The following is a 19,293-nucleotide window of genomic DNA, read 5'->3' on the forward strand; positions in this document are numbered from 1 at the left end:
AAGGGTCAACCTCGTCCATTGTCCCCGACATGCCCGAAACCCGGACCGAGGCAGGCCGGCAGCATGCCGAAATTTCCGACCGTATTCGCGGCTTTAACGAAGCGTATTATATCAATGATGAACCGCTGGTTCCCGATGCGGAATATGATGCACTGTTCAATCGACTGATCGAACTTGAAGCACGCTATCCGACGCTCAAGAAGAACAGCCCGACGCAGGAAGTTGGTGCCGCCCCGGCCGATGGTTTTGCCAAGATCAAACATGCGCGTCCGATGCTGTCGCTTGCCAACGCATTTTCGCGCGAGGACATTGTTGATTTTCTGGCCCGTATTCGCCGTTTCCTGAACCTGACGGCGCACAGCCCAGTCGAAATCGTTGGCGAACCCAAGATCGATGGTTTGTCACTATCGCTGCGCTATGAAAACCGTGAACTGGTCAGCGCTGCAACGCGTGGCGACGGGACAGAGGGCGAAGACGTCACCGCCAATGTCGCCCATATCACCGACATCCCCAAAATCCTGCCCGAAGATGCACCGGCCGACGTCGTTGAAATCCGTGGCGAGGTTTACATGGCGCGTTCGGCCTTCCAGAAGCTGAATGAAACGCAGACCGAAACAGGTGGTAAAACATTTGCCAATCCGCGCAATGCCGCCGCCGGGTCGCTTCGCCAGCTTGACCCGACCATCAGCGCCAAACGCCCGCTGCGTTTCTTTGCCTACAGCTTTGGCGAACTGTCCGAAAGTCTTGCGCAGACGCATTGGGATTTCATCAGCAAGATCAAGGGTTGGGGCTTTGTCACCAATCCCCACACGACGCTTTTGCACAACACCGACGAGATCATGGCGTTTTACGAGGAACTCGGCAATCAACGGGCCGAACTCGATTACGACATTGACGGCATTGTCTATAAGGTCAACGACTTCGAATTGCAGTTGCGGCTTGGCTTTGTCAGCCGGTCACCGCGCTGGGCAATTGCCCATAAATTCCCGGCCGAACAGGCCCGCACCCGCGTTAAGGCGATTGATATCCAGGTTGGGCGCACTGGCGCACTAACCCCGGTTGCGCGGCTTGAACCCGTCACGGTTGGCGGCGTTGTGGTCTCGAACGCGACCCTTCATAACCGCGACGAAATCGAACGGCTCGGCGTAAGGGTCAATGACCTTGTCGTCATTCAGCGGGCTGGTGATGTGATCCCGCAGGTGGTCGAGGTCATTACTGATGAACGGCCCGATGACGCCGTGCCCTATGACTTCCCGGAAACCTGCCCGAAATGCGGCAGCCACGCCATGCGCGAAGAAGGCGAAGCCGTCACACGATGCAGCGGCGGGCTGATCTGTCCGGCACAGGCGGTTGAACGACTGAAACATTTTGTGTCGCGCAATGCGTTCGATATCGAAGGCATGGGCGGAAAGCATATCGAGGCGTTCTTTGACCTCGGCTGGGTCAAATCACCTGCCGATATTTTCCGGATCGAGGAAAAGCACGGGGACGCCCTTCGAAAGCTTGAAGGCTGGGGCGATAAATCGGCCGAAAAGCTGTTTGCCAGCATCAATGAACGGCGGACCGTGCCGCTGGACAGGTTTATCTATGCCCTTGGCATCCGCCAGATCGGTCAGGCGACGGCAAAGCTTCTGGCGCGGCATTACGGATCGATCACGGAATGGCGCGCAGCGATGAATGATGCCGGAACGCCCGATAGTGACGCGTTGCGTGATCTGATCAATATCGATCAGATCGGCCCCAGTGTGGCCCATGACCTGATTGAATTCATGGCAGAAGAACATAACCGCGATGTTCTTGATGACCTTCAGGCCGTTCTGACCGTCGAAGATGTCGAAGCCCCGCAGGTTACCGACAGCCCCGTCAGCGGCAAAACGGTTGTCTTTACCGGCAAGCTGGAACTGTTTTCGCGTAACGAGGCAAAGGTCAAAGCCGAAAGCCTTGGTGCGAAAGTAGCCGGTTCGGTATCGGCAAAAACCGATTTTCTGGTTGCAGGACCGGGTGCGGGCTCCAAATTAAAGAAAGCAGAAGAATTAGGTGTTACTGTTCTGGATGAACAAGGATGGCTTGATCTGATCGCCAATTGATCAGCGCGGGCAAAGCGGAAGGAAAACGTATCCTATGGAAGACCTTGGCAGCTTTTTTCGCCGCTATGCCGATGCACATCTTAAATTCGAAGCAGACGCCCTTGATGCGTTCTATCACTTCCCGTGCCTGATCAATGACCTGATGGGGGTTCATGCCATCGGCTCGGTGGAGGATCTGCATAAATACAATCAGTCGTTTTTTGATGAATTGAAAAATGCCGATCTGGCGATGGCGAAATCGATGCTGGTCGAACAGCATTCCGCCCTGCCCGGCGGATCGCGCGCCATCGTGTCGTTCCGGTTCGGCAATTCGGAAAACAATCTGATCTTTGATTGTGATTATGCCTTTGCCCTGCTCAAACAGGACGAGACATGGAAAATCGTTTTTGCCCAGCTTGACGAGATCCGATACAGCGACCTGTATTAGGCGCGCGCACGCCCCAGGGTCAGACGCGCACGGGGCAGATCTTTCGCTGTGGCTTTGCCCAGTACCCGTTCAATTTCAACGGGCGCATCAAGAAAACCTGCCAATCCATACCCTTGAAAGTATGAAACGCCTGCCTGCACACCGGCTTCGATCTGCGCCACTGTCTCACAGCGGCAGAAAACTATTTTATTGATCAGATCGGGCGAACATTGGTCAAGTGTCTGCCGGATTTCATCGGGTTCGCAATCCGCCACATGCAGTTTGATGAAGTCGGCGATTTCAGTTTCCTTGGCCAGAAGCTGTGTCAACCGCGACAGCGGAACACGATCAAAGGCCAGTCGAATGCCATGCCTTTGAAAACGTGACAGAATTCCCTGACGGACTTTGGGATTGTTTCGCCACATCAGCAACGGGATTTCCACCGTTAACTTGCGAAGCTGACGGGATGGAATGGTTTTGATCATTCGCTGAAAATTGGCGCTGACAACAGCCACAGGATTCAGGTTCAGAAACCGCGCGACATCACCCGTATAGTTTTCCTTGGTGACGTAGGATAGAACCCGGTTATCCAGAAGCTCTGTAAAACGCGCGAACATCCATTCATCGTTGAGGATTTCCTTGCCCGAGATTTCTTCCATCGCGGCAATAGAAACCCAGAACTCCTCACCGGCAAGCGCAGGCGTGCTTTCCGGCAGCAATTCCCAGATCAGTTGGCTGCGAATATGCATCGAGATGTCAGCCTGGCCAATGATCCGCTCGATTTCGACAAGTTGCCCAAGCTGGGTGACGTTTTTTGGCGGTGCCAGATAGAAATCGAGGAATTCTTCGGCATTTTCGCGTGTGATGGCCCGCATATGACCGACACAGCAGAGCGCAAAAGCAGATGCTTCCTCACTAAGATCGAAGACCTTGCAGTCAAGGCCGCCATATCGGCGTGCCAGCAAAAATGTTCTTACATTTTCGACCAGTTCTTCCATTCGGCTGCGCTGGTCGTTGGGCATCGTCAGGACGAATGTGTGGTCTGATAAAATGCGCGGCGTCAGGTTTTGCAGACAGCCATATTGAAAGTAGCGGACAAATGAACAAAAAACCGTCCGGCTTCGTGTTGTCGGCACACTTGTAAAATCAAGAACGAACGCGCAATGGTCAGGTTTATGAAGGCCGGATTTCTGAATACTGGCGAGCAACTCTTTCGGGACTGTTCTATTCATCCAAGGACCCCTAACGATGCAACTTCATTGTATGTGTCGCTGTTGATCGCGACTTCCTTTAGCGTCCCGGTCTGTGAATTGGATCGTGCTAGGCACAGGTCAAGAGTTATTCTATACTTTAATATAGTACATATCTCTACGGAATCTAATGTGTCCATGTCAAGTAATGGTTGACCGGGCACATGACTTTGAATTGACGATCAGTCACTTAAGATTCGTACTCAACTGCCGCCTGAACCAACACTTTCTTTGATTTCTGTCGACAGACAGCACACGATAGATACTTGGCCGATCACACAGTCAGATAAACCATGAGTCCGATGCATTTCTTCAAAACCATGCTTGTTCTGGGAACGGTTACGGCCTTGTTCGTCGCGAGTCCGGCACTAGCCGACCCCGATTTCGATGAACTGGTTGGCAAGGCGCGTGCGGTTGATGGCGACACGCTGGAGTTTGGTTTCAAACGCGTTGATCTTTGGGGGGCGGACGCGCTTGAACGGTTTCAGCGGTGCATCATGAATGGTCAAACCACGGCATGCGGTGCGGATGCATGGCAGGTCGTTACCAATTTGATTGCAGCCGGGCCAATTACCTGCAAGGTGCAGGGCAAGAACCGGTACCATCGCAACATGGCGATCTGTCGCAATGCCAACGGGATTGATATCGGCCAAAGCATGATTGCACGCGGCATGGCCGTGGCACGGACCGACGAAATGCCATCTTATGCTGCGGCTGAAAACAGCGCACGCCAAAGTCGTTCAGGGGTATGGGCCGGGCAGTTCATCGACCCGCTGCTGTGGCGACGCGGAGAAAGGTTGCCGGAACATCAAACCGAAGTCCGCCGCTGGCAACGTGACGAATAAAGGCCGCTGTCAGGCGCCTTTGCCAGATGCACCAGCAGCCGGTTCGCCGTCTGTGTCTGTCGCGTTGACATCCCCCGAACCACGACCGGTTGCCGAAAAGAACGGACGGGCCAGTAACCTGCCAAGACCGGCCAGTGTCACACCATTCTTGATCGATGCCACACCAACAATGACGATAGCAAAGCCAAGGGCTTGTGCCGTGGTCAGAACTTCGCCCAGCAGTAGCCAGGCAGCAAAGAATGTCATGGCAGGGCCCGAAAGCGAAATCAGTGCGGCCTGTGTCGCCCCGATCCGCCGAATACCTTCAAACAGCAGAAAGAACGGGATCACGGTGCAGAAGATCGAAATGCCCGCGGTCCACAAAACCCCATCGACATTCAGATTTAGCGGCTTGGTGACGATCAGTTCATAGATGATCATTGATACACCTGCCATGGTATTGACCATGGCGGCAAAATGCATTGACCCAATGACCGAAATCATCCGCTGCCCGAAATAAAGGTAACAGGCATAAGTCAGGGCCGAGGCAAACGCCAAAGAAGCCCCCAGCCAAAGCTGATCTGAAACAGCACCGATCCCGTTGGGGGCGAGAACCAGTACCAACCCGATATAAGTGACGACAAAGCAGACAAACTGGCGCAAGGGAGGAAGCCGCCACTTATGCAGGCATTCAAGGATCAGAACGATGGCCGGGAATGTAAAAAGCACGATCCGCGAGACGGTGACATCAATGACCGACACGGCGGTAAAATCAAACAGGGCAGCAGCAAAGAACAGCCCGCCATAAAGCGCACCCCAAAGGATATCGACCGGCTTCATCGTGCGTTCGCCCGGCCGGTGTTTGCCAAACAGATAAACACCGATCCAGAAAAACGGCATCGCGATCAAAAAGCGCAGCAGCAACAAACCATCAACCGTCATGCCGGTGGCATAAACGTATTTCGCCAAAAGCCCCTTCATCGCGAATGCCACGGTGGATAGCAATACAAGGGTCAGCGCCGACCCCGACGGCTTTGCCGTGGTGTTGGCTGCAAATGGCGCGGATGGTTTTGTCATTATTGTCTCCGGTCTCTCTTGGCCTTAACTATCTGCCGCGCTTAGCCATTATTCAATTCGAATTAAATGTTATCAGATATCAGGATTTGCTATATCTAACGACATATCAGCCGGTTCATATGTGTTTTGGATTGCAGATAAATGGACATCAAACAGCTTCGAAGTTTTGTTCACATTGCCGAACTTGGCAGCCTGTCGCGTGCGGCCGACCGGCTGAACCTGTCGCAACCAGCCCTGAGCCGACAGCTTAACCTTCTGGAAGAGGCACTTGATACCCGCCTGCTGGAACGGACCGGACGTGGGGTCAAGCTGACCGAGGCCGGTCAGATGCTGGCCGAACGGGCACGGGTTATTCTCGGCGATCTGGCGCGCCTTGAGGCCGATCTTTCGGCGCGACGCAGCAAGGTGACCGGTCATGTTCATGTCGGTGTGCCGCCCAGTGCGGGGATCGTCATTACCGGCGCACTGGTCGAAGCATTGCGTGAACGCTATCCCGACCTGAATATCTCGATTGCCGAGGATCTGACAGGTGACGTGCAGGAAGGATTGCTTTCGGGCCGTCTTGATATCGGCATCCTGCATGACGGCATGATTTCGCGAAGCCTACATGCCGAACCATTATGGCGCGAAGACCTGTTTCTGATTTCCCATCCGTCGCGCGTTGGCGAAGGCGAAACCGAAATTGCCTATGAAGATGTATTGGCCCTACCGCTTATCATGCCAACGCCAAAACACGGGTTGCGCGCCAAGATGCAGGAAGCAGCATTCCGTGCCGGTCGTCCCCTGACCCCGGTGGTCGAAGCCGATGCGTTGCGGGTTCTGGTCGATCTGGTGCATCGCGATCTGGGCCATACGGTTTTGCCACGAAGCTCGCTTGTGATGGAGCTATCCACCGGACGGCTCAAGGCACGGCGGATCGTTAATCCGCAGCTATCGCGCAAGGTGATGTTGTCGTGGCTTCAGGATCGCCCGCTGAGTACCGGGGCCAAGGCCGTACTTGATACGCTGCGCGATCTGGCGGGCACCATGCCAATGGCGGATAATTAAAAAACAAGACCCCGGCACGAAGAACGTACCGGGGTTTGCTGGAAGGGCTTTGAGGCGATCAGACTGGGGCTTCGGAATCAGATGATTTCTGCCACAGGTTAAGGCCGCCATCGGTCGCGTATTTATCGATCTCAGCCAGTTCCTCGGCACTGAATTCAAGATTGTTCAGGGCATCAAGGCTGTTATCAAGCTGTTCGACATGACGCGCCCCAATCAGGGCCGATGTGATTTCCGGGCGACGCAGCACCCAGGCAATCGCCATCTGTGCCAATGTCTGGCCGCGGCGTTTGGCGATTTCGTTCAGGGCGCGCACACGGTTCAGGTTGTCTTCGGACAACATGCCGGGCTGGAACGATCCTTCAAGGGCTGCACGGGAATTTTCCGGCACACCATCCAGGTATTTGTTGGTCAGAAGCCCTTGCGCAAGCGGCGAGAAAGCAATGCAGCCAATGCCAAGCTCGGACAGCGTATCAAGCAGACCTTCGGTTTCGACCCAGCGGTTCAGCATCGAATAGGATGGCTGATGAATGACGCAGGGCGTGCCCAGATCAGTCAGGATCGCCTGCGCCTTGCGGGTCATTTCGGCGGAATAGGACGAAATGCCGACATAAAGCGCCTTGCCCGAACGCACGATCTGATCGAGTGCGCCCATGGTTTCGGCAAGCGGCGTATTCGGATCAACACGGTGCGAATAGAAAATATCCACGTAATCAAGACCCATCCGCGACAGGCTTTGATCCAGACTTGAAATCAGATATTTGCGCGCCCCCCATTCGCCAAACGGCCCCGGCCACATGCGATAGCCCGCCTTGGTCGAAATTACCAGTTCGTCGCGATGGGATTTCAGATCCTTTGCCAGTACCTTGCCAAAGTTTTCTTCGGCCGATCCGGGGGGCGGACCATAGTTGTTGGCAAGATCGAAATGGATGACACCGCGATCAAAGGCACGCCGGATCATGGCACGCTGCGTTTCAAAAACGTCAACGCCACCAAAGTTCTGCCAAAGGCCAAGCGTGATCTGCGGCAGCATCAGGCCGCTTTTGCCCGAACGGTTATAGGTCGCATTGTCGTATCGCGCGGGATTGGCATTCCAGCCTTCTTCCACTGACGCCATTTATTCCTCCTGATTATTTCCTTTGGGGTCATGCCCACAATTGAATCGATCCAATGCTTTACTCATAAGACAAAAAGACCACGCTGTCAGGCATGTTAAAATGAAAAAACCGCCCCGATATGTCGGGACGGTTTTGCAATGCGCCTTGCCTGAAGACCGAACTTACGCCGCGCGTTTCTTGATCGGTGCCGTTGCCTTTTGCAGCCATTCAAGAAGATCTTCGTCAAGATCGTCGGCATACATCGCATAGACCTGCGCGTGGTAATCGTTCAGCCACTGCAATTCGTCCTTGGTCATCAGTTCCGGATCAATCAGTTTGCGTTCAATCGGCGAGAAGGTCAGCGTTTCAAAGCCCAGCATCGGGCGATCCGCCCCGACCGGACCATCAATCTCGACAACCGCTATCAGGTTTTCAATCCGAATGCCGTATTCGCCTTCCTTATAGAAACCCGGCTCGTTCGACAGGATCATGCCCGGTTTAAGCGCGATCTTGTTCGGAGCCTTGGAAATCCTTTGCGGACCTTCGTGAACACCAAGGTAACTGCCAACGCCATGCCCGGTACCATGGTCGAAATCAAGCCCGGCTTCCCAAAGCGGCGCACGGGCAAGGGTATCAAGCTGTTGGCCGGTGGTGCCAACCGGGAAAATCGCACGCGCAAGCGCGATATGCCCCTTCAGCACACGGGTGAACCGATCCCGATGTTCCTGGGTCGGCTGCCCGATCACGGTTGTACGCGTGATATCGGTGGTACCGTCCAGATACTGCCCGCCACTATCGATCAGGAAAATTTCGCCCGGCGAAAGTTTGCGATTGGTTTCAGGGGTATTGCGATAATGGCAAAGCGCACCGTTCGGGCCGCTGCCCGGGATGGTTTCGAAACTGGTATCGCGGAATAACGGATCTTCGGCACGCAGTGCGAGAAGTTTATCCGCAGCCATGCGTTCATCAATGCTGCCATCGGCAGCAGCTTCGTCGAGCCACGCGAAATAACGAATGATCTTTTCGCCGTCGCGTTTGTGCGCCTTGCGCGATCCTTCAAGCTCGACCTCGTTCTTGCAGGCCTTGGGCAATGCCACCGGATCACGGCCGATCCGCATCGTCGCACCGGCATCGGCAAGCTTCATGCGCAGCCAGTCGGATGCGGTTGCCTCGTCCAGACGGACCGACTGATTGCCCAACGCGCCAAGGGCTTCTTCGAGTTCGCCGGGTTGGCGGAGGGTCGCATCATTTTCAAGCCATTTGACGGTTTCAGCCGCAAACTTGCGTTCATCCATAAACAGATCAACCGATGCATCGCCATGAATGATGGCATATCCCAACGGCAGCGGAATATGGGGTACATCGCCCCCCCGGATATTCAAAAGCCAGGCGATGCTGTCAGGCGCTGAAATCACCGCACTGTCGCATTCCAGCTTTTCGAGCATTTCGGCAATCTGTTTGCGTTTTTCCGCGTTTGATTTACCGGCATGTTCCAGAAGATGCGGGCGCACGGGCGCAACCGGCATGGCGGGCTGTTTATGCCACAGAACATCAATCGGATTGGGTTCGATTGCGACCAGTTCGGCACCGACACCCTTGCACGCACCGCGCAGATGTTCGGCCTGCTGGACGGTATGCAAATGCGGGTCATAGGCCAGCTTCTGGCCCGATTTCAGATTGTCGTGGATCCAGCCGACAACCGGCTCATCGACCAGATGACGGTATTCGTAAATGTCACGGTTGACCTGCTGGCGGACCTGAATGGTGTAACGGCCATCGACAAACACGGCGGCCTTGTCTGCCAGCACCACCGCCGCCCCGGCCGACCCGGTAAAGCCGGTCAGCCACGCCAGACGTTCGGCACAGGCCGGGACATATTCACCCTGATGTTCATCTGATCGCGGCACGACGAAGCCATCGACACCCTTGGCGGCAAGATATTTGCGAAGGGCGTCAACCCGACCAGCGGCATCATAGCCATCCTTGGCATACAGAAATTCCGATTTACGTTCATCACGCAATGCCAGCAGGGCCGATTTCAGATCATCGCCAAGCTTGCCACCGACCAGATCAAGCCAATCGGTTCGCGTATCGCCATTGGCACTGGCAAGAACACCGTCGATCAGATCGACAATGGCAGTAACGTCCTTGTTAACGCCGTCACGTTCAAGCATGGCAGCAAGTTGGGTATCGCCGGGAAGGGTCATCAAAATCCTCGTTTCTATGCGTGGGGCAGCATCCGACCAAAGCTATCTAAGGGTTTTCGCTGATCACTTGCAAGATGGAATGCCATAAAACGCCTTCCTGCGCGTCAGATCAGGTCCGCAATAAACTACACCTGTTCTGGTCCTATACCACCACATGCATCATGGGTATGAAAGCCCTGCAAGCTTCGCAATACAAATTAAGAGATGTTTAATCTATTACAGGCGCGTGACAAAAAGATGACCCGTCGGGACGTCAATTTGCAGGAGACCAAAACGGTGATCCGTTTTCCAATTACTGCCCAAAGCGTTGTTCAATCGCGTCGTCGTCAGACGGCCTATGACGGTCTTGAGCGCCTCACCCTTGCGGAAAGAGCCGCGCTCGGCCTTGATACAGGCCCTGCCAATCTGTCAGACGACGCTGAAAGCCACCATCGGGGTCAGACCCTTTCGGTAGCAGCAATGGGCAGGGAATAGGGATCAATCCCGCCCGCCCAGGTCTTTGATGCCATAGGACGCCACGCAGGATCGAAGGTTCGCGATCCTTGCGGTCTTTTTTTTGTCTTTCCCTCTGAGACGGCCCTGCTACTCCACAGCAGGGCCGTTTCTTTTTGACCCCGGTATAAAACCCGCGCCATAGTGTCGCCCGACATTGATTTTCAGGGAAACATCCATGACAAAAACCGTCCTGATCACCGGCGGCTCCCGCGGGATTGGCCGTGCCACCGCCATTCTGTGCGCGCAAAACGACTGGAACGTCGCCATCAGCTATGTCGGCAACAGGGAAAGTGCCGATGAAACCTGTGCGCTGTGTGAACGGGCTGGACGAACCGGCAATGTTTTCGCCCTGAAATGCGACGTGAAATATGAACAGGACGTTGTTGACCTGTTTCAGGCGACGCTTGACCGGTTCGGAACAATTGATGCGGTTGTCAATAATGCCGGGATCGTTGCCCCCAAAAGCGATCTGGCGGATATGAGCATCGAACGGATGAAATCGGTGTTTGATACCAATGTTCTGGGGGCCTATATCGTTGCCCGCGAGGCCGCACGTGCTCTGTCAAATGCGGGCGGTTCAATCGTCAATGTATCGTCGATGGCCTCCAAACTCGGATCACCGGGCGAATATGTCGATTACGCCGGGTCCAAAGGTGCGATTGACACCCTGACCATTGGTCTTTCGAAGGAACTTGGTCCCAAAGGCATTCGGGTCAATGCGGTGCGACCGGGCATTATCGATACCGACATTCATGGCAGTGTCGGCCGCCCGGAACGGGTTGCCGAACTTGGCCCCAACTGCCCGCTTGGGCGTGCGGGCAAGGCAAACGAAGTCGCCAATCTGATCTATTGGCTGCTGTCAGATAGTGCATCCTATGTCACCGGATCGCTGATTGACGTGTCGGGCGGGCGATAAGCCCGGTCGCAGACAGCCCTATCACCCCGACAATCACAAAAATGTCCTGCGGCATTTATGCATGACGGACATTCCGCCAGCCGCGCATTTGCCGATATTAAAAACGCGGCCTGTCGATACAATTCCGGCGTTGTGTTCTTGTTGGAGCAACGCACATAAATGGACGACTTTTTCTGGTGGATCGTTCTGATCGGCTTTGCCGCACAGCTTGTTGATGGGGCGCTGGGCATGGCCTATGGCCTGACATCGACATCGCTCCTGATCAGCATCGGCCTTCCCCCGGCGCAAGCCAGTGCAACAGTGCACGCCGCCGAGGTTTTCACCACCGCCGTTTCCGGCACATCACATCATTTCGCGCGCAATGTTGACTGGAAAATGGTCAGGACACTGGCGATTGCCGGTTCCATCGGCGGTGCTGCCGGGGCCGCGTTGCTGTCATCAGGGATCGGGGAATATCTTGCGCCGTTTGTCGCCATTTATCTAAGCGCACTAGGCGTTCTGGTCATTGCCAAGGCGGTGCGCAAAGTACAACCGCCTGCGGCCATGCGCGGACTTGCTCCGCTTGGTCTGGTTGGCGGGTTCCTTGACGCGGTTGGCGGCGGCGGATGGGGACCGATCGTATCAAGCACACTGGTCTATCGTGGCCATGCCGAACCGCACCGGATGCTGGGCACCTCGGCGGCATCGGAATTTTTCGTCACGGTGATGATCACCGTGACCTTTGCCGGGCATTTCGGACTGGAAAGTTTCGGGATGGCTGCACTGGCACTGGTGATCGGCGGCGTGCCCGCCGCACCGCTTGCCGCCGTGCTTGTCCGCATCATTCCGCGCAAACCCCTGATGATCGCGGTTGGTTTGCTGATCGTGATCCTTGGCGGGTTCGGGATTTACCGGTTCGCAATTCACCTTTATGCGAATTGAACGTTATGCACTTAATGCCAAATGAATTCTTCGTCTAATTCAAAGTACCGAGCAATTGCCAATCTAGCGAGCATTTGCATTAGCCACAAGGTCTGGCCCACAATATTCATGTCAGCGCAACTATCCGGATTCAAAAAAGGCGGCTTACTGCTGTGAGCTACAAATCCACGACCATTTTCATACAAATACTTGGAAATTTCTTCTGCCGCCAAGGAATAAAGCCCTGACCGTTTCAATTCATCTTTAAATACTGAATTATTACGCGAGAGGTCAGCTACAATATTTTCCATAAAGTTAACTCTTGAAGAACTATTAGGATGCAAATGCTCCAAGATTTTGTAAAAACTTAGAAGACTAAACTGAGGACAATCCGACCTTCCAGAGTTTAACCCTTCACGATATAAGGCAAGCGCAACTTTGTGTTTTTCGGTTGCAATTGGCGACCATATACACGGCCATTTTTCAAAGATGCTGCTCATACCCAGCTTGCTACTGCGAGGAAACGGGCAGGGCTTTGCGGCTCCACAACCACCATTGTGAAGAGCCAAGAATTGATTGTCTTCCCAAGCAACCAAACTTGCAAATTCGCACAAGAGTGAAAGTGCGTCGTCCTGAGAAATTTTATTCGCATCTAAATCAATATGAATAGATGCATCGTATTGTCGAGAGCATGGCAATACGACAAGCACATTTTCACCAAAAGAGAATTCATCCTTTTTTATCGGCCATTGCACTCCGCCAATAACCGAAAAGCTCAAATATCTTGCCACTAATCTCTCTTATAGTAGTTAGCCAACCACCAGCGTCGTCCATTCTTCGACCGGGAAACGTTTGACCAGCGACAGGCCGACATCGCGGTATGCCGACAGAACAAACTGTTCCTGATGAGACAGAAGCCCCGACAGAACCACATAACCGCCATCGGCCAGCGTCCCGCGCAGGTCGCGTGCCATATGGCGCAACGGGCGGGCAAGGATATTGGCACACACAATGTCGTAATAACCGGCATTGCGGATGCGAACGTCGCTAAAGCCGTTGGAATGGATCGCGGTGACCAGATCGGTGATCTTGTTGATCCGGGCATTTTCACGGGCAACACGCACCGATGCGGGGTCAATGTCGGCCATCATCACCGGGCAGCGCCATGTTTTGGCACATGCCATGCCCAGAATGCCGGACCCACAGCCCATATCAAGCGCATTGTGACGATAAGAATGTTTGGCGATCCAATCGATTGCCGCAAGGCAACCCTTGGTCGTTTGATGTTCGCCAGATCCGAATGCCAGACCGGCATCGACCTGCAAACCGGTTTTGGCCACCGGCACGCCGTCTTCCCAGTGCGAGCCATGGACATAGAACCGGCCAACCGAAATCGGCTTGAAGCTGCGCAGATTGTCGCTGACCCAGTCTTTGGGCTCGTAGGTGCCAAATTCGACGACCGGCACGTCAACACCGACCGCAGACGCCATCAGCGATACGGCGGTTTCAACCGCGGTCTTGTCAAGATGATCGCCCGAAAAGCCCTCGACCTTCCAGGGCGCGGTCGGATCGCCCGGCCGTTCGAAATGCGACAGGGCATCGCAATGCTCATACAACGCCTCGGCAAAGGCCGGGGCATATTTGCCATCGACCTCGAAGGTGAAATTATAGCAACGAACGGTTTCGATCATATCGCTTCTCGCAAGATTGCGGCGGCCATTTGACCGCACCAGAAATAATGTCCGGGCGGCTTAACCCGGCAGGATGAAACTGTCGACCACTTTCTTTGTGCCGACACCTTCGAAATGAATTTCAAGCTTGTTGCCATCGACCGACTTGACGGTGCCGGGGCCGAATTTGCGATGACGTACCGCATCGCCGACCTTGTATTTCGATGATTTCGAACTGGTGGTGTAGCTGGTTTCACCGTCCGGCTTGACGTCGATCACGTTTTTGCGCACCCGGTCCTGCCATCCCGCGCTGGCAAACCGGCGTTCACCGGTCCCGCCATAGGGATTATAGCTTTCCGCCGGTTTGTTATCCGCCCAGCTTGGCATTTTCATCCAGTCATCGGCACCCCATGCACCGGGCGATACATTGCCGCGATGATTGCCAAGGCCGGTATCGCTGATGCGTTCGACATGCTCGTCGGGCAATTCATCGACAAAGCGTGACGGCAGGGCCGATTGCCACTGGTTATAAATCCGCCGGTTGGCTGCATAGGAAACAGTGGCACGTTTGCGTGCGCGCGTGATGCCGACATAGGCCAGACGACGTTCTTCCTCAAGGCCCTTCACCCCGCTTTCATCCATGGCGCGCTGATGGGGGAAAACGCCTTCTTCCCAGCCGGGCAGGAAGACATAGTCAAATTCCAACCCCTTGGCCGCATGCAGGGTCATGATGGTGACTTTTTCCTGATCGGCATTCTGTTCGTTTTCCATGACCAGCGACACATGCTCAAGGAAGCTGGTCAGGTTTTCAAACTCGCCAATTGCGGATACCAGTTCTTTAAGGTTTTCGAGACGGCCCGGCGCATCGATTTCCTTCGATGTCCGCCACATATCGGTATAGCCGCTTTCATCAAGAACCGTTTCAAGCACCGCCACATGCGATGTGGTTTCAAGCATCTCGCGCCAGCGTTTGAAATCACCCAGCAATCCGCCAATCGCCTGACGCATTTTGGGTTTGAGTTCCTCGGTCCCGATCAGATCAAGGGCCGCCGCCGGAAGCGACACGGCCTGATCACGCGAATATTGATGCAGGGTTTGCAAGGTGGCCTTCCCCACCCCGCGCTTGGGCACATTGACGATGCGTTCAAACGCAAGGCTGTCATCGGGTTGGGCGACCATGCGGATATAAGCCAGCGCATCGCGGATTTCCTGACGTTCATAGAAACGCGGTCCGCCGACAACCCGGTACGGGATGCCCAATGTGATCAGCCGTTCCTCGAACTCGCGGGTCTGGAACCCGGCGCGAACAAGGATCGCCATCTGGGATGCACCGATGCCACGGCTTTGCAGGGCTTCGATATCCTCGCCGACAAGCCGCGCCTCGGCCTCGCCGTCCCAGACACCTTTGACGAAGACCTTCTCGCCGGTATCAAGTTCGGTCCAAAGCTCCTTGCCCAGACGGCCATCGTTAAAGGTGATCAGCTTGGACGCCGCCGCCAGAATATGGGGCGTGGAACGATAATTCTGTTCGAGCCGGACGACCTTGGCACCGGGGAAATCAGACTCGAAGCGCAGGATGTTGCCGACCTCGGCCCCGCGCCAGCTATAGATCGCCTGATCGTCATCACCGACACAGCAGATATTGCGATGAACCATCGCCAGCGCACGCAGCCAAAGATATTGGGCCACGTTGGTATCCTGATATTCATCGACCAGAACATAGCGGAAGGTTTCCTGATAACGGCGCAGGATTTCCGGGTGTTTCTGAAACAGGGTCAGGCAATGCAGCAAAAGATCGCCGAAATCGGCCGCATTCAGAACCGCAAGGCGTTCCTGATAGATTTTATAAAGGTATTTGGCCCCGCCATTGGCGAACTCGACACTTTCATTGACCCGTTCGGGTGAAAGTCCCTTGTCCTTCCAGCGCTGGATGATCCCCATCAGCTGCTTGGCGGGCCATTTTTTCTGATCGATCTGTTCGGCATCCATGATCTGCTTGAGCAGACGGACCTGATCGTCGCTATCAAGGATCGTGAAGTTTGATTGCAACCCGACCAGTTCGGCATGACGCCGCAACAGGCGGGCGGCCAGCGAGTGGAAAGTCCCCAGCCACCATCCTTCGACCGGACGGCCCAGCGCATGGGCAACACGTTCCTGCATTTCCTTGGCCGCACGATTGGTAAAGGTCACGGCAAGAATTTGCTGCGGATGCAGGCGCTCAGTCTGTCCCTTGGTTTCCAGCAGATGGGCAAGGCGGGTCGTCAAAACGCGCGTTTTCCCCGTCCCGGCACCTGCCAGCACCAGCAACGGGCCATCAAGCGTTTCGACTGCTTCGCGTTGCTCGGCATTCAGATTGGCAAGGTAATCCGGTGCGGGTGCGTCCTGAAGGCGCATTTCCGGGCTTGCGGCGAATTCATCGATTTCAAAGGGATCATCCATCATGTCGGGATATATAACATGCTCTGCAAACGGGGCCAGTATTGGCATTCAATCAAGTGGCGATATCGGGTTGCTTATTGTGCAACAAATCGGGAACGTCGACCAATTTTTTCCCTGAAAATATTTTTCCGCCTGCTTTTATGCGCCAGTTTTTCCTGCGCCTCGCGTGAACAGTCATAACGACAATCACCACGCAAGGAGCCCCTGATGAGCGGCATCAACAGTCTCAGTGCCAGTCTTGCGCAAATATTTAGCCAAACACAATCGACCGGTAGCAGCCAGTCTACCGAAAGCAGTAGCGGCGTAGAAGGCATTGGCGGATTTGCGCTCGCCAGTGCGCAAAGCACGGCCTCGACACAGGCGGTCGACGCGGTTTCGGAAATTGCTGCCAACGGACAGGGCAGCGTCGACCAGCTTTCCGATCAGATCAAAGCCATGCTGCTCGAAATGCAGGAAAGCACCGACACATCGGCCACCGATGGCGGTTTCGATGCGCAGCAACTGTTCGACGACCTTGATACCGATGATGACGGCTCCCTGACCAAGGATGAATTCCTGGCAGGAAAACCCGATGATGTCAGCGATGAAATGGCCGAAAACCTTTGGTCGATGATGGCGGGAAGTGATGCCGAAAGCATTTCCCAAGACGATTACCTGACAAGCATGGCACCCCCACCCGGTGCCACTACGGCCACGGCAACTGCGGATGAAAGCACCGGCAGTTCATCGGACGGTGACAGTGCCGCAACATCCGATACCGAAAGTTACGATCCGCTTGATACCAACGAAGACGGTATTGTCAGCCTTGCCGAAATAATGGCCGCCTCCCCGGCCAATGAAACCGCGTCGGTCAGCAGCACAAGCAACGACGCAGCCACCACCACCAGCAACGGCCCAATACCGTTCGACAACCGTCTGATGGCGCAGTTGATGGCGTAATACCGTTCACTTCCGACGAAGCGATAGCACCAACTTGCTGCCGGCCCCCCCCCGAAATCAAACCGGCAGCATTTTTTTGCCTTCACATTCAGGGACTACCTTAGAAAAGCTTGGGCGGCGCATCACCGCGCTCTTCGCTTTGCAGTTCCAGAAGCGCGTTGTTATAGGCCATCATCGCGTCCTTTTCATGGACGAAGCCCACCATCAGGCGTTCTTCGTCATTATTGATCACCGGCAGGTGCTCCTCGCCGGTTTGTTCCATCAAACGCACGGCCTTTTCGATACTGTCGGTCCTAAGCAGGACCGGCGGCTTGGATCGGGCGACCTGGCCTGCGGTAACTTCTTCGCCCATCGTCGGGTCAAATGCGGCATGGCGCAGATCTGCCAGTGTGATCGTGCCATGCAACCGGCCATCATCATCAACAACAAACAGTTCGGAATAGGGTGCGTTAATCAGTTTTTCCCGGATTCCCGGCATGCCTTCGACAAGCGGCACGGTTTCGTATTCCGCCTTCATGATGTCGGCGACCTTCATCATGCGCAGCAAATTGACTTCCCGGCCCCATCGGGTTGAAAGCCCCCTGCATTTAAGCTGCCACGCGAAAAACGACCCGCCCTGAAACTGATCCATGATGACCGATGCAATCACCGATGCCACCATCACCGCAATGGTCAGGGCATAGTCGCCCGTCAGCTCAAACATCATCAGGGTGGTTGAAATCGGTGCTCCCAGCATGGCAGCGGCGACCGCCCCCATCCCGATCAGCGTATAAGCACCATAGCCCGATGAAAGGTCGGGGAAAACTGCCGTTGCCGTAATCCCGAAAGCCCCGCCCAGCATTGCCCCCAGGAAAAGGGCGGGGCTGAAAATGCCGCCCGCAAAGCCCATACCGATGCAGATCGCGACCATCGCGGCCTTAATAAACAAAAGCTGCATCAGGAATGACCAGTCATAGGCACCGTAAAGCGCATCATTCATTGCGCTGTACCCAACCCCGACAATCTGGGGAAACTGGATCGCAACGATACCAATCACAAGCCCCGCCACCGCAGGCCGTAACCAAAGCGGAATTTTGGATGCCTTGGCGGCCTTCTGCACCACCGGTATCGCGCGTGTTACGCAGATTGCGGTAATTCCCGCGGTGATGCCCAAAAGGATAAAAGCCGGAAATTCAAGGAAGGACTGGATTTCGTGGGCGGGAAGCAAAAAGGCAACATCGGCACCATAATAAAGTCGGGTTATGATCGTGCCGGTCACAGATGCCAGAACAATCGGGGCAAATGCCGTTAATGCGTAGTGACCAAGGGCAACTTCATGGGCAAACAAGGCCCCGGCCAGCGGCGCATTGAACGATGCCGCCACCGCCGATGCAACCCCACAGCCAAGCAAAGTACGCGAAGCGCCGCGCCTTAAATGCAGTATTCGCGCAAGCCACGCACCGAAGGATGCCCCCATATGGGCAACCGGCCCCTCTCGGCCCAGTGACGATCCGGCTCCCAGTGATACAGCACTGACAAATGCGCTTTTGATCCCGCAACGCGATGACATGCGCCCATCGTGAAAGGCCACCGCGTCAATCAGGTCGGCAACACCGTGCGGGCGTTTTTCCGGCAGAAATTTATAGATGAATATGCCGACAAAAAGTCCGCCCAGTGTCGGGGCCGCCATCAGATGCCAGAATGGCAGATCGACAAGATAGTGATGAAGGGCCTCGTCCCCGGTGCCATAAACCAGTGCCTGAAAAAACAGCAATCCTTCGCGAAACACGATTGTTCCACCCCCGGCCATGGCCCCGACCACCAATGCCAGTATCGACAGCACAAGCTGTTCGCTTTTGACAAGGCGACGCAGTTGACTGAGCAGTTGGTTGGACTTGAAAAGCTTTTCTGCCATATCGGGGTACCGGCGGGAACGGGTGAAACAGGATGTGATCATATGATT

General features: G+C 54.9%; 16 protein-coding genes. 8 read left to right on the plus strand and 8 right to left on the minus strand.

The features are described from left to right. Positions 1–17: 17 nt before the first annotated feature. On the plus strand, positions 18–2,087 hold the full coding sequence (gene ligA / locus ABIE64_RS10245) for an NAD-dependent DNA ligase LigA (protein ID WP_503012847.1): 2,070 nt from the start codon (positions 18–20) through the stop codon (positions 2,085–2,087). 34 nt (positions 2,088–2,121) lie between these two features. Continuing rightward, positions 2,122–2,514 carry a hypothetical protein gene (locus tag ABIE64_RS10250; RefSeq protein ID WP_063095085.1) on the plus strand — a complete coding sequence of 131 codons (393 nt, stop codon included), beginning with the start codon at positions 2,122–2,124 and terminating at the stop codon, positions 2,512–2,514. On the opposite strand, the gene ABIE64_RS10255 is transcribed toward ABIE64_RS10250, so the two are convergent. After that, the gene (locus ABIE64_RS10255; RefSeq protein ID WP_354377352.1) at positions 2,511–3,725 is read right to left on the minus strand and encodes a YuxH family protein; all 1,215 of its coding nucleotides are present in this window, start codon (positions 3,723–3,725) and stop codon (positions 2,511–2,513) included. The two genes, ABIE64_RS10250 and ABIE64_RS10255, sit on opposite strands and share 4 nt — an antisense overlap. Before the next feature lie 311 nt (positions 3,726–4,036). Here ABIE64_RS10255 and ABIE64_RS10260 point away from each other — a divergent pair, with 311 nt between their 5' ends. Further along, complete coding sequence (locus ABIE64_RS10260) at positions 4,037–4,588, plus strand: thermonuclease family protein (RefSeq protein ID WP_007089773.1); 552 nt, start codon at positions 4,037–4,039, stop codon at positions 4,586–4,588. 9 nt (positions 4,589–4,597) lie between these two features. On the opposite strand, the gene ABIE64_RS10265 is transcribed toward ABIE64_RS10260, so the two are convergent. After that, entirely contained in the window at positions 4,598–5,644 is a 1,047-nt protein-coding gene (locus ABIE64_RS10265) for a DMT family transporter (protein WP_354377353.1), read from the minus strand. A gap of 141 nt (positions 5,645–5,785) precedes the next feature. Between ABIE64_RS10265 and ABIE64_RS10270 the strand changes: the two genes are divergently transcribed. Then, complete coding sequence (locus tag ABIE64_RS10270) at positions 5,786–6,691, plus strand: LysR family transcriptional regulator (RefSeq protein WP_037992114.1); 906 nt, start codon at positions 5,786–5,788, stop codon at positions 6,689–6,691. Positions 6,692–6,749: 58 nt separating this feature from the next. On the opposite strand, the gene mgrA is transcribed toward ABIE64_RS10270, so the two are convergent. Continuing rightward, positions 6,750–7,805 (minus strand): L-glyceraldehyde 3-phosphate reductase, encoded by a 1,056-nt coding sequence (gene mgrA / locus ABIE64_RS10275; protein ID WP_354377354.1) that lies wholly within the window; start codon positions 7,803–7,805, stop codon positions 6,750–6,752. Between the two features lie 162 nt (positions 7,806–7,967). Next, positions 7,968–9,992, minus strand: coding sequence for an aminopeptidase P family protein (locus tag ABIE64_RS10280; RefSeq protein WP_354377355.1), 2,025 nt, complete (start codon positions 9,990–9,992; stop codon positions 7,968–7,970). A 276-nt stretch (positions 9,993–10,268) separates the two neighbouring features. On the opposite strand from ABIE64_RS10280, the gene ABIE64_RS10285 reads away from it, so the two are divergent. From ABIE64_RS10285 to ABIE64_RS10295, 3 genes are all read left to right on the plus strand, one after another. Then, positions 10,269–10,466: a hypothetical protein gene (locus ABIE64_RS10285; RefSeq protein WP_139834699.1), complete on the plus strand. Its 198-nt coding sequence runs from the start codon at positions 10,269–10,271 to the stop codon at positions 10,464–10,466. Positions 10,467–10,662: 196 nt separating this feature from the next. Then, positions 10,663–11,403, plus strand: coding sequence for an SDR family oxidoreductase (locus ABIE64_RS10290; protein WP_354377356.1), 741 nt, complete (start codon positions 10,663–10,665; stop codon positions 11,401–11,403). 159 nt (positions 11,404–11,562) lie between these two features. Beyond that, positions 11,563–12,324, plus strand: coding sequence for a sulfite exporter TauE/SafE family protein (locus ABIE64_RS10295; protein WP_354377357.1), 762 nt, complete (start codon positions 11,563–11,565; stop codon positions 12,322–12,324). A gap of 11 nt (positions 12,325–12,335) precedes the next feature. On the opposite strand, the gene mauJ is transcribed toward ABIE64_RS10295, so the two are convergent. The 3 genes from mauJ to ABIE64_RS10310 are packed head-to-tail and all read right to left on the minus strand — an operon-like array spanning position 12,336 to position 16,412. After that, positions 12,336–13,094: a methylamine utilization protein MauJ gene (mauJ, locus tag ABIE64_RS10300; RefSeq protein WP_354377358.1), complete on the minus strand. Its 759-nt coding sequence runs from the start codon at positions 13,092–13,094 to the stop codon at positions 12,336–12,338. An 18-nt stretch (positions 13,095–13,112) separates the two neighbouring features. Then, positions 13,113–13,994, minus strand: coding sequence for a 50S ribosomal protein L11 methyltransferase (locus ABIE64_RS10305; RefSeq protein ID WP_354377360.1), 882 nt, complete (start codon positions 13,992–13,994; stop codon positions 13,113–13,115). 60 nt (positions 13,995–14,054) lie between these two features. After that, positions 14,055–16,412, minus strand: coding sequence for an ATP-dependent helicase (locus tag ABIE64_RS10310; protein WP_007089783.1), 2,358 nt, complete (start codon positions 16,410–16,412; stop codon positions 14,055–14,057). 207 nt (positions 16,413–16,619) lie between these two features. Between ABIE64_RS10310 and ABIE64_RS10315 the strand changes: the two genes are divergently transcribed. Then, positions 16,620–17,351 (plus strand): hypothetical protein, encoded by a 732-nt coding sequence (locus tag ABIE64_RS10315; protein WP_354377362.1) that lies wholly within the window; start codon positions 16,620–16,622, stop codon positions 17,349–17,351. Between the two features lie 100 nt (positions 17,352–17,451). Here the strand turns inward: ABIE64_RS10315 and ABIE64_RS10320 are convergent, their stop codons facing one another. Continuing rightward, entirely contained in the window at positions 17,452–19,245 is a 1,794-nt protein-coding gene (locus ABIE64_RS10320; RefSeq protein WP_063095135.1) for a chloride channel protein, read from the minus strand. Positions 19,246–19,293: the final 48 nt, after the last annotated feature.

The organism is Thalassospira sp. MBR-102 (genome assembly GCF_040549275.1).
Lineage (GTDB): Bacteria > Pseudomonadota > Alphaproteobacteria > Rhodospirillales > Thalassospiraceae > Thalassospira > Thalassospira xiamenensis.